Origin of the sequence: Indiicoccus explosivorum (genome assembly GCF_002167005.1) — a bacterium.
Lineage (GTDB): Bacteria > Bacillota > Bacilli > Bacillales_A > Planococcaceae > Indiicoccus > Indiicoccus explosivorum.
Window position 1 is genome coordinate 95,209 of sequence record NZ_NHTN01000009.1, and the last position, 15,693, is coordinate 110,901.

General features: G+C 52.6%; 12 protein-coding genes. 3 read left to right on the forward strand and 9 right to left on the reverse strand.

The window, feature by feature from the left end; genetic code table 11:
• Together leuC and CCE92_RS03315 are read right to left on the reverse strand one after the other, a co-directional pair.
• Complete coding sequence (gene leuC, locus CCE92_RS03310) at positions 1 to 1,419, reverse strand: 3-isopropylmalate dehydratase large subunit (protein WP_088006097.1); 1,419 nt, start codon at positions 1,417 to 1,419, stop codon at positions 1 to 3.
• A 17-nt stretch (positions 1,420 to 1,436) separates the two neighbouring features.
• Positions 1,437 to 2,645 (reverse strand): CaiB/BaiF CoA transferase family protein, encoded by a 1,209-nt coding sequence (locus CCE92_RS03315; protein ID WP_175578062.1) that lies wholly within the window; start codon positions 2,643 to 2,645, stop codon positions 1,437 to 1,439.
• A 274-nt stretch (positions 2,646 to 2,919) separates the two neighbouring features.
• Between CCE92_RS03315 and CCE92_RS03320 the strand changes: the two genes are divergently transcribed.
• On the forward strand, positions 2,920 to 3,600 hold the full coding sequence (locus CCE92_RS03320; protein WP_420913220.1) for a GntR family transcriptional regulator: 681 nt from the start codon (positions 2,920 to 2,922) through the stop codon (positions 3,598 to 3,600).
• 320 nt (positions 3,601 to 3,920) lie between these two features.
• Here the strand turns inward: CCE92_RS03320 and CCE92_RS03325 are convergent, their stop codons facing one another.
• The 5 genes from CCE92_RS03325 to CCE92_RS03345 form a co-directional block, all read right to left on the reverse strand.
• Complete coding sequence (locus tag CCE92_RS03325; RefSeq protein WP_088006099.1) at positions 3,921 to 4,754, reverse strand: HD domain-containing protein; 834 nt, start codon at positions 4,752 to 4,754, stop codon at positions 3,921 to 3,923.
• Positions 4,755 to 4,935: 181 nt separating this feature from the next.
• On the reverse strand, positions 4,936 to 6,576 hold the full coding sequence (locus CCE92_RS03330) for a M20/M25/M40 family metallo-hydrolase (RefSeq protein WP_088006100.1): 1,641 nt from the start codon (positions 6,574 to 6,576) through the stop codon (positions 4,936 to 4,938).
• Between the two features lie 79 nt (positions 6,577 to 6,655).
• Positions 6,656 to 8,068, reverse strand: a complete 1,413-nt coding sequence (locus CCE92_RS03335; RefSeq protein ID WP_420913223.1) for an amino acid permease — start codon at positions 8,066 to 8,068, stop codon at positions 6,656 to 6,658.
• Positions 8,069 to 8,125: 57 nt separating this feature from the next.
• Positions 8,126 to 8,887 carry a dimethylarginine dimethylaminohydrolase family protein gene (locus tag CCE92_RS03340; RefSeq protein WP_088006102.1) on the reverse strand — a complete coding sequence of 254 codons (762 nt, stop codon included), beginning with the start codon at positions 8,885 to 8,887 and terminating at the stop codon, positions 8,126 to 8,128.
• A gap of 28 nt (positions 8,888 to 8,915) precedes the next feature.
• Complete coding sequence (locus tag CCE92_RS03345) at positions 8,916 to 9,791, reverse strand: dimethylarginine dimethylaminohydrolase family protein (RefSeq protein WP_088006103.1); 876 nt, start codon at positions 9,789 to 9,791, stop codon at positions 8,916 to 8,918.
• Positions 9,792 to 9,931: 140 nt separating this feature from the next.
• Here CCE92_RS03345 and CCE92_RS03350 point away from each other — a divergent pair, with 140 nt between their 5' ends.
• Positions 9,932 to 10,666, forward strand: a complete 735-nt coding sequence (locus CCE92_RS03350) for an IclR family transcriptional regulator (protein WP_088006104.1) — start codon at positions 9,932 to 9,934, stop codon at positions 10,664 to 10,666.
• 673 nt (positions 10,667 to 11,339) lie between these two features.
• Here CCE92_RS03350 and CCE92_RS03355 read toward each other — a convergent pair.
• Positions 11,340 to 13,385, reverse strand: coding sequence for a CocE/NonD family hydrolase (locus CCE92_RS03355; protein ID WP_088006105.1), 2,046 nt, complete (start codon positions 13,383 to 13,385; stop codon positions 11,340 to 11,342).
• Positions 13,375 to 14,919 carry a BCCT family transporter gene (locus tag CCE92_RS03360; RefSeq protein WP_088006106.1) on the reverse strand — a complete coding sequence of 515 codons (1,545 nt, stop codon included), beginning with the start codon at positions 14,917 to 14,919 and terminating at the stop codon, positions 13,375 to 13,377. Before CCE92_RS03360 ends, CCE92_RS03355 begins: the two co-directional genes overlap by 11 nt.
• A 137-nt stretch (positions 14,920 to 15,056) precedes the next feature.
• On the opposite strand from CCE92_RS03360, the gene CCE92_RS03365 reads away from it, so the two are divergent.
• Positions 15,057 to 15,693 (forward strand): TetR/AcrR family transcriptional regulator (locus tag CCE92_RS03365; RefSeq protein WP_088006107.1); only part of this gene is annotated, 637 nt, incomplete at its 3' end.

Here is a 15,693-nt window from a genome sequence, read left to right on the forward strand (position 1 = left end):
TTATACCTCCTCCCTGACTTTTATCGGCCAGTCACGGACATCCACAAAATGACCTTTTATAGCTGCAGCCGCGGCCATCGGCGGGCTTACGAGATGAGATCTGGAAAGACGGCCTTGACGGCCTTCAAAGTTCCTGTTAGAAGTTGAAGCGATCCGATCGCCAGGCTGCGCCACATCAGGATTCATTCCGAGACACATGCTGCAACCGGCATCCCGCCATTCAAATCCCGAATCGGTGAAGATTTTTGCTAATCCCTCTTCTTCAGCCTGAAGTTTGACCGAAAAAGAACCCGGAACCACTAGCGCCCGCACTCCTTCGGAGACTTTGTAACCGTTTACAATTCTTGCCGCTTCCCTTAAATCCTCGATTCGCCCGTTTGTACAAGACCCTATGAACACCGTATCCAACGGAATATCACTGATATTCACTCCCGGTTCCAAGTCCATATACTGAAGGGCACTCTCCGCCATCTTTTGTTTTTCCTTTGGCATTTCTTTTGGATCCGGAACACTGCCATTCACTGAAACAACAAGTCCGGGATTCGTACCCCATGTCACTTGCGGTTCTACCTTTTCACAGTCAAAATTTACGGATCGGTCAAAAACAGCATCTTCATCACTGGTCAGCTGTTTCCACTCTGCCACTGCCTGTTCCCATTCCTCCCCCTTTGGAGCGTGCGGCTTCCCTTCCAAATACTCGAATGTCGTGTCATCGGGAGCAATCAGCCCTGCCCGTGCTCCGATTTCGATGGACATATTGCAGACCGTCATACGTTCCTCCATTGACAAGCCTCTTATGGCTTCTCCTCTGTATTCGATAACATAGCCGGTCGCAAAGTCGTGTCCATACTCACCGATTAGAGCAAGTATGAGATCCTTTGCTGTAACACCGACCGGAAGTTCACCATTAAAATTCACAGCAAGGGTTTTCGATTTATATTGCTTCAGAGTTTGAGTCGCCAATACATGCTCCACTTCACTTGTACCGATGCCAAAGGCCAATGTTCCGAATGCCCCATGAGTTGCCGTGTGGCTGTCCCCACATACAATCGTCTGACCAGGCTGCGTTAATCCGAGTTCCGGAGCAATGATATGCACAATCCCTTGTCGTCGACTGAATAAGTCGTATAACTCAATTCCGAAATCCTTGCAGTTCTTTCGCAGCGCCTCTACCTGTTTCTCTGCTACCTTATCTTCAAAAGGAAGGTGACGGTTCATGGTGGGTATGGCATGATCCATAGTTGCCAGCGTGCGGTCAGGCCGGCGGACTTTACGGTTTTCTGTCCTCAGCCCGTCGAATGCCTGGGGTGATGTAACTTCATGGATTAAGTGAAGATCAATATAAATAATGTCCGGTTGGGCATCCTCTTCTACGACAACATGGCTATTCCAGATTTTTTCATAAAGAGTTCTTCCCATGCTGTTCCCTTCTCTCATCAAATGATTTTGTTTTCTTTTAACTCTTGCAGCTTTTCTTCGTTGTAATTCAGCAACTTGCCATAGACATCCAAATTGTCTTTGCCAATCGTTTCTGCCCCGACATGCTTGACTTGCCCAGGCGTCCTACTGAGTTTTGGAACGACTCCAGGCATCGGGAATTCTCCGAGAACCGGATGATCCGTTTTGATGATCATTTCTCTTGCTTCGTAATGAGGATCTTCAACAATATCTTTCGCTGAGTAAATCCTTCCGGAAGGTACGCCACTCTCCGACAATATTTCAAGCACCTCTTGTGTCGGAAGGCTTTTTGTCCACTGCTCGATCAATTGATCCAGTTCAGCCTGATGTTCTCCTCTTGCAAGATGAGTGTGATATCGTGGATCCTCAAACAGTTCTGGTTGATCCATTGCCTCACATAGACGCTTGAAAACTCCATCTGCATTGGCTCCGATCACGATGTAAGTGCCATCTGCTGTCTGATAAATGTTAGAAGGTGCAACTCCTGGCAAAATATTTCCCATCCGCTCTCTCACATATCCTGCAAGCAGGTAATCCGGAATTAGACTCTCCATTACTGAGAATACGGATTCATATATTGCCGTATCGACCACCTGTCCTTTCCCTGAATGATGCCGTTCATGTAATGCTGTAAGAGTCCCGATAGTAGCAAATAGCGCAGCAAGTGTATCCCCTATTGAAATTCCGATTCTTGAAGGCGGACGATCCGGGAAGCCTGTTACGTGCCGAATACCTCCCATCGCTTCTCCCACACTGCCAAAGCCGGCACGTTTACTGTAAGGTCCTGTCTGACCAAAACCCGAAGTCCTCGTCATAATGATTTTGGGGTTAATCTTTGAAAGCTCCTCGTAAGATAATCCCCATTTCTCCATTGTTCCCGGGCGGAAATTTTCGATTACAATATCCGCTTTTTTTACTAATTCTTTAAATATCTCCTGTCCTTCTTCTGTTCTTAAATTCAGTGTGATGGATTTTTTATTCCGGGACTGAATTGGCCACCAAAGTCCTTCTCCATCTTTTTCTTGCCCCCACTCTCGCATTGGATCAGCCTTATCAGGTGCTTCAATTTTAATAATGTCTGCTCCGAAATCCCCAAGAATCCGTCCTGTAAAAGGACCCGCCAGTAACGTTCCGAGTTCTAAAACTCTGATATCCTCAAACGGCAGTCTTTCTTTTTCAATCGCCATCCCTGCACCTCCAACATTCTTCCACTCCCCTAAAACAGAATTTTAGGGGAAAGCTAGTGATTTAACTTTTCCGAATAAATAAAAATTATCATAATGTATACAATAAGGTCAACAAGTTTCTTAATATTTCTAAAAATGATGCATTTTTAGCTTTTGATACTGGATTTGAGTCCATATTAGCAATGAACTTTTTGTACTTAAATTTTATTGTATACATTTTAAAGATTATAAATGGATTGATAAACTTTCGAAGACAATATAAACTAAAAATGAGGTGAATGTATTGAATCCTTATGAATTCATAAAAGATGCTATTATTCTAGGAGATTTTTCACCTGGAGAGCGGCTGACAGAAGAAGCTCTTGCCAGCACGCTGAAGGTAAGCCGGACTCCAATCAGGGAAGCGATCAAGCAACTTGAGACTGATGGACTCATCACTCCTTACAAGCGGCGGGGATATATAGTGAGGGAATTTTCACTCGAAGATATCCGTCAGATATACAATTTAAGAGCACTCTTAGAAAGTTTCGGAGCCAGCGAGGCGGCATTGTATAGAACTTCAGAAGAACTAGAGCGAATGTACAATAAAAATGCCGCTTACGAAATTGCGATATCAAAGTTGAAACGATCAGATATTTTAACAATCAGAAATGTTCAGCAAGTAAACCAAGAGTTTCACGAAGAGATTTTCAAAGCAACAAAAAACGAACATCTAAGAACCCACATTTCAAAAGTTGTTGTTGTCCCACTAATTTTCCGCTCTTTCTACTGGTACAGCGAACGCATGCTTCTTCGTTCATTAGAAGTCCACAAGACTATCTTGAAAGCAATTGAAAACCAAGAGCCCGAAAGAGCTAAAATCGCTATGCAAGAACATATTTACCAGGGGCGAGATGATGTGCTTCAGCAGCTGAACACACCTGGAATCGAAGTATTAAAAAGAGACACTCAGTAATAATTAGACGTTAGTCGGAAAGCGAAAGGAAGCTCCTGAGCAGAATGAGAATTATATTCTGCTTTAGAAAAAATCCAATGAGCAACAGATGGATGAGGTCGCATTGAAAAAGAGCAAGGGCTGTACGCCTCTTGCTCTTTCTGTTTTTCTAAATTAAGCGATAGCGGAAATCGCCGTATTGGTGAAGGTAATTACTGCCGGCAAAAGGGTATCTGGAGATAACTTCGTATATGCGTTCCCGCTAAACAGAAAAAGTAACGATTGTAGATCGCGCGGCTGCCATCATCCAGCTTCGTCTCTTCACGATCCTTCTCCTTCGGTCAAGCCAAAAAACTTGTTTCCACGTATTCGCTGAATTCCCGGTCCGGCAGCGCCAGCCGGTACTGCAGTTCCGCCAAGTAGAAGGCGTCCGCTTCGTCCGCTTCCCCGTCCGTCCCCAAGCGTTCCTTCAAGGAGGCGACGGTCGGTGAGTCGGGGCGGATGGCGATGCCCTGCCTCACTTCGTTCGCGAAAGGCAGCAGCTCGGTTTCCGCCAGTTCCTGCTGCATGGCTTCCCCGTCGTGCGCGTAGCGGATCAGGAGGAGGATGTCCGCTGTCTTCAGCCGGGGTTTTCCGATGAACAGCTGGCAGACGGCGCTGCGCAGTTCTTTCGCGAGCGGAATCTCGTCCTTCCGGCGCTCCAGTTCGCGCACGAGGCTCATGTAGTACCACGTCTGCTCGCGTTTGCCGCGGTTGAAGCGCAGCCACGCTTCCTCCCCCATCACATCCGCGTCCTGCTGGATGGAGCGGACGTTGTGCAATTTATCAGCCGTGATGAGCACGGCTTCGTTCACCGCACGGGTTGAGATGCCGTCGATCGTGTGCTGTTTCCGTTCTTCCCACGGCAGCGACTTGTCGGGTTCAGAGGCGGCTTTCACGAGCTGCAGCACCTCTTCGCCGAACTGCTCGTCGATTTCCGCCTCCGTCGCCGATGTGTCCTCGACCGTGTCGTGCAGGAGGCCCGCCGCCACGACTTCCTCCGGCATGCCGGCATCCCGCAGCAGCCAGGCGACACCGATCGGGTGGACGATGTACGGGATGTTCGTCCCTTTCCGGTAATGCCCTTCGTGTTTGATGGCGGCGAAGATGAGTGCTTTTTCGGTCAGCGTGCTCATTGGGTTGGCTCCTTTCTCAGCCGTCATAACTTTCTGTCTTCGTTGTTTCCATTCTACCAGCATTCTCCTATTTTTGGTATCCGGCAGCCGGCACAAAAAAGCCGGCTGTCCGCATGCGTAACTGCGGATCGCCAGCTTTTCTTCATTTATTGCCATCGATGGTCTGTGTTCGCCGCAGCCGTCACTGCGGGACTGCAGAAGTCGTTTGTCCGCCTTCCGCAGGCTGGCGGGCGAGGTGCTTGATCAGGATTTCGAGCATCGCCGGCAGCCGCCGGAACGCGCTGTCGATGTGGAGCCGTTCTGTCCGCTGGTGCGGGTCTTTGCCGAACGGACCCAAGTTGAACACCGGCGCATCGAGTGAGGCCATGCCGGCAAACGGGATGTCGTAGGACTGGCCCCACACCGGCGTGTTCTGTTCATACGCGAGCCAGCCGGTCCCGTCGTCCTTGTAGTTGACGTAGCTCAAGTCGCTGATGCCGTTGTAGAAGTGGACTTGCTCGACGGTCGTGCCGAGTCCGATGGCCGCGGATTTCATGAGCGCGGCCGCTTCCGCCACGAGCGGCGAATCCGAGGAACTGACGGCCGGGTAGTACGGCGGCGCGAACAGCAGCACCATCGCCGGCGCGAGTTCCTGGCACTCGATCAAGAGCGCATCCGCCACCGCGAACGACTGGTCCCGCTCGTCCGCACCGGCGCGGGCGATCGCTTCCCGCTTCAGCCTTTCCACCGCGGCCGGCCCGAGTTTGACCGAAGCGTAGCCGAGCAGCTGCTCGTAGCGCATCACCCGGACGCTGCCCACTCCGGCAATCCCTCTTTCCATGCACAGTCTCCCGTAATCCGCGTTGCAGGCGTCCGCCGCTTCGAACGCCACTTGTTCGAAACGGGCCATCACGTCGGACGCGGTCTGTTTCATCAGGAACACGTTGTACAGCGCGGCGGCCCGGTACGGCGTCTGGGTCGAGTATTGGGTCTTCAAGTCTTTCTGATGGAGCGAGACCGGCAGAGGCGTCGATTCCCCGTATACGGTTTCCTCGAACAGCGGGCTGAATTCCATCCGCTGGGTCAGGTAAGAAGCGATGTAGTTGGCCGTGATCCCTTTCAGCGGCTCCCCGACATGCGACTCCTTTCCGTAGAACAGCGCGGCCGGCATGATTTTGCCGATCGTCCCGGTGTACAGGTACTCCTGCTGGTCGCCCGGCTCCTGCGTGAACGTCGGTTCTCCGTTCAGGAACAGCTTGTATGTCAGGCCTTCTCTCTCCCGGATGGCGGCGAGGGCGCTGACCGCCGCCCGCATACCGGCGGAGTTCACTTCCTCATCCGGCACGGTCAGCAGAAGCAGGTTGACCGGCCACTGCTCGTCGACCGCCTGCTCCAGGATGGACAAGTGGGCGGCGAGGCCCGCTTTCATGTCCATCGTGCCCCGCCCGAACAAGTACTCGCCTAAATCGAGGTCGAGCTGCGCTTCAAGCGGCAGGTCGTTTTTCACTTCGTGGAGCTTCCGGGTCAGTTCCTCCGGGCTGCAGGCGTATTCCTCCAGCGTGCCGTATTCTTCCGTCTGCACGGTGTCGAAATGGCTGATCAGCACGACGGTCTCCGTGATTTCCGGCTGCCGGTACAGTGCCGTCAGCGCATAGCGGCCGTGCCCGGAATCGTGCAGTTCCAGCTGTCCGGGGTGCTGACGGAAGTACGCCAGTTCCTGCAGCTTCGCCTCCAGTTTCCAGGCGAACGTCCGCTCTCCTTCCGTAAAGGTCCGGCTGTCCCATCCGACCAGCTCGCACAGCAGCGCCCGGCGGGCCTCAGGTGTATTCCACTTGCGGTTCATTCCACATTCTCCTTCATCCAATAAAATCATCTATAGCTAAACAGGATGCCCTGACTATCATTCGATCCGTCTGCTATAGCTATTCTGCCATCTTCACGCTCTGTCCCGCCAGCAGTTTTTTCGCTCTCGCCTCTTTTATTTTGTAGAAGGCCATGCAGGCGATGAAGAAGCCGACCCCGTAGATCAGGCCGAGCCGCTGTGTCGGGTCGAATGCGAGGAACCCGAGGATCAGCAGGCAGAACCCGATGCAGAACAGCGGGAGGAACGGATAAAATGGCACTTTGAATTCCAGGTCGCCGACGTCGCCGCCCTCTTTTATGTACCGGTAGCGGAACATCAGCTGGGAAGCAGCGATCCCGATCCACGAGATCGTGACGGAAATGCCGGCAATCGACATGAGCAGCACGAAGACCGTGTCGGCGCTTATCACGCTCGTCAGAAGGGACAGGAGCGAAAACGACATCGTGAACAGCAGGGCGAGCATCGGCACTTTCCGTTTCGACAGTCTGCTGAAGACACTTGGCGCCATGCCTTCTTTCGACATCGCCCACAGCAGCCGGGTCGATGCGTACAGGCACGAGTTGCCGACGGAAAGCACCGCCGTCAGGATGATGAAATTCATGATGCCGGCCGCATACGGGACGCCGGCGATTTCCATCAGCGTCACGAACGGACTGGCCAGCAGACCGAGCTCGGATGCCGGGAAGATGGCCGACAGGATGATGATGGACGCGATGTAGAAGATGATGATGCGGAACAGGATCGTCCGGATCGCTCTCGGGATGTTCTTTTTCGGGTCCTCCGTCTCGCCCGCCGCGATGCCCACAAGCTCTGAACCCTGATAGGAGAAAATGACGTTCATCATCGTCACGAACACGATGGCGATGCCGGCCGGGAACAAGCCTTCCGGCGCCATATTCGTCATCATCGGCGCGGGCCGGTCCATGAGCGGGATGACGCCTGTGATGGCCGCGATGCCGATGACGATGAAGGCGACCACCGCGAGCACTTTAATGCCGGCGAACCAGAATTCCGCTTCCGCAAATCCCCGGGTGCTCAGCGCGTTCAGCGCAAACAGGAACACGATGAAAACCGCGCACCAGATCCAAATGGGCACCGTCGGAAACCAGTGCTGCATCAGGATGCCGGCCGCCGTGAATTCCACGCCCGCCGTCGCCGCCGAGCCGACGAAGTACATCCATCCCAGCGAAAATCCGGCCGCCGGACTGACGTACTTCGACGCATACGTCTGGAATGAACCGGTGACCGGCATATGGACGGCCAGCTCCCCCAGACAGACCATCACCATATATAAAATCGCACCGCCCACCAAATAGCCCAGAATCGCGCCGCCCGGTCCCGACTGGTTGATCGTGTACCCCGCATTCAAAAACAGCCCCGTGCCGATTACGCCGCCGAGCGACAGCATGAACAGATGCCGGCTCTTCATGGAACGGTTCAATTCGTTGTGGTGGTTCTCCCCTGCATTCATCATCATTCCTACCCCTTTCCCTTTTACCTGTTTTTCCGGGTCCCCTTCGTCAGTCCGTCAAAATCTCAGTGACAGGCAGCTGAGGCCGCCGTCCTGTTTCCGGAATTCGGTCATGTCGACTTCGATCGTCTTCCGGCCCGCTTGTTCCAATTGCCGTTTCGTCTCCGGATAGCCGCTCGGAATGATTACAAAGTCGTTGACATGGATGCAATTCGCCGAGTATTCATCCTCCGGGCCAATCACGATTTTTTCGTACTGCCCGAACGCCGGATGTTCGATGAACTCCCCGGCCACCGCCAATTTGTTGTCCCCGAGATAAGCGATGCCCGTCTTCAAGTGGAAGAAGCGCTCGAGCGGGAGGATTTCCGCTTCGTATCCCTCGCTTTCCAGGATCTCTTTCAGCTGGCGGGCCCCTTCCCCGTTTGTCCGCTCGGAGATGCCGATATAGAACTGGTTTCCGGCTTGGAGGACATCTCCTCCGTCCAGTGTCCCGGGCTGCGTTATGTAGTGGAATTTTTCGTAGAACGGTTTCAGCGCTTCTTCTATTGCTTCGATTTCCCTGTTGCGCGTGTCCGCTCCCGGATTGGTGATCACCGCGAATTCCGGTGTAAGGACCGCCGCGTCTTCGACGAAGACGGAATCCGGATACCGGTCATCCGCTTCGAGTTCCGTCACGGCGACGCCGCATGCTTTCAGCGCCTCCACATAGTTCCGGTGCTGGATGAGCGCTTTTTCAAAGTCCGGCTTTCCGAGATCCGATGTGGTCAGTCCGGTCACGAAGCTCGGTGCAGGTTTTTTTACGATTACGTTTTTGAACATCCGATTCCTCTCCTTTTTCCTCAGTCAGTTATTCCGCACGGACGACAGGGCAAGTGAGGCATGTCGGTCCGCCGGTCCCTTTCAGACTGATTTCATTTCCTTTGTATTCAATGACTTGCGCTCCTGATTCCTCGAGCTGCCGCTTCACAGAGGGGTTTCCCTCGACGAGCATGCACACGCCCGGTGCGAGCGCCAGCACATTACAGCCCAGCGTATCGTATTCTTCTTTCGGAACTTCGACCAGCCGGATCCCCTTTTCGATGAGCAGCTGCCGGAGGAACACCGGCATCAGCGGGGAATAAACCACCGCCAGGTCCCGGTCGACGAGGCTCAAAAAGGACATGAGGTGGAGGCATTCCTCCTCCCCCTGGTCGTGCGGCAGCTGCACGACGATGAACTCATCGGTGAATCCGGCTGTCAGCGCTTTCAATTGGCGGATGGCTTCATCGTTCGTCCGATAGCCGCGCCCCACGAGCAATGTCCGGTCATCGAGCCAGACGATGTCTCCCCCGTCCGCTCTGGCTTCGCCGGTGAGTTCTCCGATGACCGGAATCCCTTCGCTCTCCAGGAAGGCCCGGTAGACCGCCGCTTCCGGACGCCGCACTTCCTTGCCTGATTTCAGAATGATGGCTCCGCCGGGTGTGAATTTGACCGGATCGTGCGCATAAATCGAATCGATCCCTACATCATCCGAAGCCGGCAGAAACGAAATGTCGGGAACACGGCTCCGGAGTGCGGAGAGAAACGCGTCGAATTCGCGGATCGCCTCTTCGTAATCCGGTTTTTCGGTGTAGTTGAACCGTTTCCAGTTCTCCTCCAAATGGCGTTCGCTGCGAAAAGCGGCTTCCGGTGTTTTCACCATCACTTTCCGCAGCGGGTGGTACATGGATGAACAGTACTGCATAGGACCCTCCCTTTCCGTCTAGTGGAAACTATTTTCGTTTAATGGAAAAAGCTTATGAAGAATATAAAGAAGGCGTGGTATAATGTCAATATATTTAAAAAATTAATTTTCAGTTTTTATTGAAAAGATAGGAGACCTTTATGCAAGCACTTGACCGGGCGATGCTCATCGCCGATATCCTGTCAGCCGGAACCATCGAGGAAGGGCTGACGATTTCCGAGCTCTCCATCGCCTCCAAGCTGCCTCTCGGAACGATGCACCGGATTCTGAAGGCCATGTCGGAACACGGCATGGTGGAGCAGGACGTTCTGACGAAGCGGTACAGACTCGGGACCGTGTGGATGGAATACGGACTGCGGGTCTATGATTCGATGGACTACATCAGTAAAATCCGTCCCGAACTTGAACGGCTGTCGAAGGAAGTGAACGAGAGCGTCTACCTCAGCAAGCCGGCGGGGCCCGAAGCGATCATCATGGAACGGATCGACAGCGAAAACAATACGATCCGGATCTACGACCAGCTCGGGACGCGCATCCCGATGCATATCGGCGCCGCGAATAAAGCGATGCTGGCAGCGATGCCGGAAACGGAGGCAAAACGGATCCTTTCTTCTTTAGTTCCGGCTGAGGAATTGCGGGCGATCCAGGAGACGTTGGCCCGCATCCGCCGTCAAGGCTACGCGGTCAGCCACGGGGAGCGCACCGCCGGGACTTCCTCCATCGGCGTCGCGGTCACGGACAGGCTGGGGGCGATCATCGGGGCGATCAGTGTCGGATTCATCAACTATGATTTGAGTGAAGAACGGTTTAAGTTCCTGATTGAACAAGTGGTCGAAACCGGCAGCCGGATTTCTGTCCGGCTCGGATCCCAATGATGGAAGCGGGGACAAGCGCGAGTGGCGTGAACGATCGGGAGGCGGATCGGGGGAATCGATTAATCGATTATAATCGATTTTTTTGGAGCTATTAATTTTGATCGATTCGAAAAAGGGCTGTCTGAAAAGGTCAGAATGTCTGTTTTCCGAACCGTCCGGTCCGGATGTGGAAACCGGACGCTTTTTGACCCACACGATGTGGGAAATGCAGCCAGCGCGACAGGACGTCGCGGTGCTGGCTGCCCGGACGGACGGCCGAGCCACCGCCGCTCATAATTCGCGGCGGGGGTCTCGGCCATCCGTTCTTCCGCAGGAGTCGCCGGTTTCCTGTCCATCCTCTGACCGGACAGGCAGGCGACCTGCTGACCGCCCCTGTCTGAACTCATAGGAAAAAACCGACGGGAACGCAAAAAAGGCGGGAAGAGGGCATCAGTTCCTCTTCCCGCCTTTTCGGCTGACAGTTCCGCTTCTGAGAGAAAGAGCCGGCAGAAGCCAGCGGAAATGCTAAAAACCTTCTGCTCCTGTGCAGGAGCAGGAGGGGTTGTTTACGACGAGCAGTGCAGCTGCGCAGGAGCAAGCGAGCGTTTGCTCCTGCTGCCGCCGGTCCCTTCCAACCGAATTCTCCAATCGTAACGAATCGGAAGGGGATTTTTGGACAGCCTCTTGTATTTTTTTATACAAAATCCCGTTCCATTTCAAAATCCCGGCGGTTGTTGAATACTTCTTCTTCCCCTTCGAAAGCTTTTAGATGGCTGGTGATGTAGAACTTGTTTTCATCTGATGTCATAGTGCTGACAGATTCAACCCGGGTCTGCCAGTCCTTCCTGCCCAATGTCAGCGTCCAATCACATCGGACAGATGCGGACAGCGGATCTCCTTCTGTGATTCTGTAAACATTGTGATTCGTGCTTCCATACTCAATGCCATTATACGGAAGACGACGGCAGCCCTCGTCTGAAAAATCGTCCAATATCCATTCCCCAGTGACTGTATTATGACGGACTTCCCTTGTCCGTCCCGCCTCGCGAAGCACTTCCCGCTTCAGGACTTCCGCTGTTTCCGCTTGCTCGAATGGCGGAAGTTCCATCATTTTACCGGTTTCCGTGTAGACCGGTAAAATCAGCTGGGAGTCTTCATCTTTGATGATTTCAATCGTCGCTTCTTCCGCTGAAGGCCACATATGCGGCCAGTACGAAGGGGCCAGGGATACTTGAAGCCGATGCCCTTTCGGCAGCCGGTAAGCGATGGCGTCGAGTCCGATTTCCACAATGAATTCTTCACCGATCGGCACGTCTTCCGGGAATTCATGGCTGTTTCGGTGTGTCAGGTTCAATTGTCCCCATGTAATCAGCTTGGATGTGCCTGCCGGTGATAAATCACAGAGGCGGACGGCCACTTGTGCCCGTTTTTTGTCACTGGTCAGCTTCAGTCTGACTTTCGGGAACCCCGCGATGGAAAGATCTTCGAATAACTCTGCCCCTGTGAAGGTGGTGGAAAGTGCGTTTTCGATCTGCTGGTCGGAAGGCATATCCCCTTCCTGGCCGAACGGACAAAAGACTCCGGCGTATAAACCATGCTGCTGGCGGGTTAAAAGCTGCTCATTCCCGCTCTGGACGGTTTTTTCAAGGGTTCCATCCCCGAAGTAGTAATTTTCAGTTCCGACGTTTGGAGACGGCCATTTTTCTTCTGCTATCCACTTGCCCGGCCGATACTCGTAATGAGTCTGCGGCGGGACTGCCTCCTGCATCCAAAAACGGATGGCAGGTTCGTTCATAATGCCTGTTTCTTCTCCCTTCAGCCATTGATCCCACCAGCGCAGGCACTCCTGCAAAAAGCCGATTTGCGGACCCGGCAATGCCACTTCAGGATATTCATGGGCCCATGGTCCGATCAATGCTTTCTTTGGGCCCTCCAGATTTTCGATCATCCGGAAAATCGCATTCGTATAGCCGTCTGCCCAGCCGCCGACTGCATAGACCGGAATTTTGACCGCGCTGTAATCCTCGCATATCGATCCGTGTTTCCAGTAAGCATCCCTGCGCTGATGACGCATCCATTCTTCTGCGAATGGCGGAGTTTTTTCGAGCCTTTCCAACCACATATCCCGCCAGCTGCTGCCGACATGTTCCGGATCGGCCGGCCGGGCATTATAGATATGCATCGTCGAAGCCCACCACAGCATATCGGAAGCAAGCAGACTGCCCCCTTTATAGTGGACGTCATCCGCATAACGGTCATCCGTCGAACAGATGGTGATGATGCTTTTCAATGCCGGATGCTGCCTGGCAGCCACCTGCAGCCCATTAAATCCGCCCCATGATTTCCCGATCATTCCGACAGAGCCGGCAGACCACTTTTGGCTGGTGATCCAGTCCAGGACTTCCAGCGCGTCGTCCTGTTCCTGTTTTAAATACTCATCGTACAGGATGCCTTCCGATTCCCCGCTGCCTCTCAAATCCACACGGATACTCGCATAGCCGTACCCGGCGAAGTAAGGATGACGAAGCGAATCGCGCAGGGCCGTAAATTCGTTTTTCCGGTACGGAATGTATTCCAGGACAGCAGGCACCGGATTTTCCGCAGCCCCTTTCGGAAGCCAAATTTTAGCAGATAGCCTCGTGCCGTCCGACAAAGGGATCCAGATGTGGTCGATTGTTTCCACTTCATGCGGAAAGTCTTTTCGGACAGCTCTTGTGCTTTCCCTTACGTTAAATACCATCAGTTTCCCCTCTCTTCTGTGCTGTTTGTATTGGTATGGCCGGATAATCCTCCCGCAGCCAATTCACGAGTGAAACAGTCAGCAGCAGGTAAATAATAATGACAGGTACCGAAACGATGACGGAAGATGTCTGGATGACGTTCAATCCGCCGATCAAAAGCAGCGAAATCGCCAGCGCGGCCAGAATGGCTCCCCAGAGGAGGCGATGCCAGCGGGCAGGCTCCTGCTCGCCGACCAGCTCCTTCGTAGCAATCGCAGAAAGAATATACGTCGCTGAATCGAGAGAGGTCGCCAAGAAAATGAAGCCGAGGACAGCGAAAAATATCAGGACAAAGAATGAGGCCGGAAGCGTTTTCAGAATGGCGACAATCGCAGCCGGGCCTCCGCTCTCACCCAGAATCCCCACTATATCCAGCGCGCCCGTCAATTCGAGATTCATCGCATAGCCGCCGAATACCGCGAAATAGAGCCAGCTGCCGACCGAACCCCAGAGGAGAACGTGGGTGATCAGTTCCCGGATCGTTCTTCCTCTTGAAATCCGTGCGACGAATAATCCCATGAAGGGTGCTGTCGCAGCGAACCAAGCCCAATAGAATACAGTCCAGGCCTGCGGAAAACCGCCCTGGTTAACCGGGTCGGTGTAAAAGCTCATCATGGCGAAGTTCTGAAGCATCAACCCGAAGCTGTTAGTGAAATAGGAAAGGATGAATAACGTCGGGCCGGCCAGCAGAACGAAAACAGCAAGAGCCAGCGCCATGTAGACGTTGAGGTCACTGAGTCTCCGGATTCCTTTATAAAGCCCCAAATAAGCGCTTGAACTGTAGATGATCACCCAAATGACAATGATGATGATACTTAACGTGAGTGACTGTTCCACGCCGAAGATTTCTCCGATCACTGCCGATACCATCGGGACACCGAGGCCGAGCGATGTTCCCAGACCGCCCACCAAGCTCCAGATCACCAGGATATCGATCAGTTTTCCTATGAAACCGTCTGCATGCTTTCCGAGGACTCCCCTGCAAGCCGTGCTGATTTTCAAAGAGTGATTTTTCTTGACGAAAATAGAATAAGCGATTGTGACAGTCGGCAACGCGTATAAGCACCAGGCGGATATACCCCAGTGGAATAATCCGTATGTAACAGCCCACTCCGCAGCTGTGCTGCTTCCAGGCTCAATGCCGAACGGAGGGCCTGTGTAGTAATAGATCGGCTCCATCATCGACCAGAACATGATGCTTGTACCCATTCCCGCACAGAAAAGCATGGCTCCCCAACTGAAAGTCGAGAATTCAGGCGCTTCCTCGCCGAGTTTCACTTTTCCGTATTTGCTGAAGATCAGCCAAACCAACAAAATAAACAAACCGAAAGTCAAAAACTGAAAAGCCCAGTCCAGGTTGTACGTGATGCCGGTCAGCATTTCGTTCAGAAACGGTTCTGCTGTATCCCGGAAAATCACTAAAGCCAAGGTGGCGACCACAATGACAGCAAGTGACAGCCAAAAAACCAATGGATCAATCCGTACTTTATCCATCCTACTCTCCCCTTTTCCTTTATTTTAAATCATGATTAAATTATAATCATGATTATAAAAATAGTAACACAACAGAAAAAGCGACTTCAACGTTTTTTCAAGATATGATTTAATTATAAAGGTGGTGAGAGACCTTGATGGATAAAAAAGAGATAAAGAAAAGAAGAATGTGGAATTACTTCATCTCCGCTACGGAAGAACTGATTCAGGAAGAAGGATTCCAGCACGTCACCATACGGAAGGTCGGGGACAGGGCGGGCTATAACAGCGCTACCATCTATAATTACTTTGAAGAGCTTTCGCACCTGCTGTTTTTCACATCATTGAAGCTGCTTAAGCCTTACTTGGATGCTGTTACTGAAGCCATGGAGAGATCCGACGATCCCTTGGAACGATATTTTATTGCATGGGAGATTTTCAGCCAGTATTCCTTTAAAAATCCGGATGTTTTTCAGGCGGTTTTCCTGATGGACCTTGGCGATCATCCGGAAAAGCTGCTGAAACACTACTATGAGATGTATCCTTCAGACCTCATCGCGGTCCCGGAAGAACTCCGTCTGATTTTAATGGACCGCAATTTGTTGAACCGAGGCCGTTATTCACTTATCCCGCTTGTACAGGAGGGTTTGCTGGATGAACAGAGGGCTGACGAACTGAATGAAATGACGAATATGCTGTGGCTTGGCATGTTCGTCAACTTCTTGAATAACCGGGGATACTATACGAGTGAAGAGGCATTCGGACGGACGATGAAATTTATACGCGGCATCATCA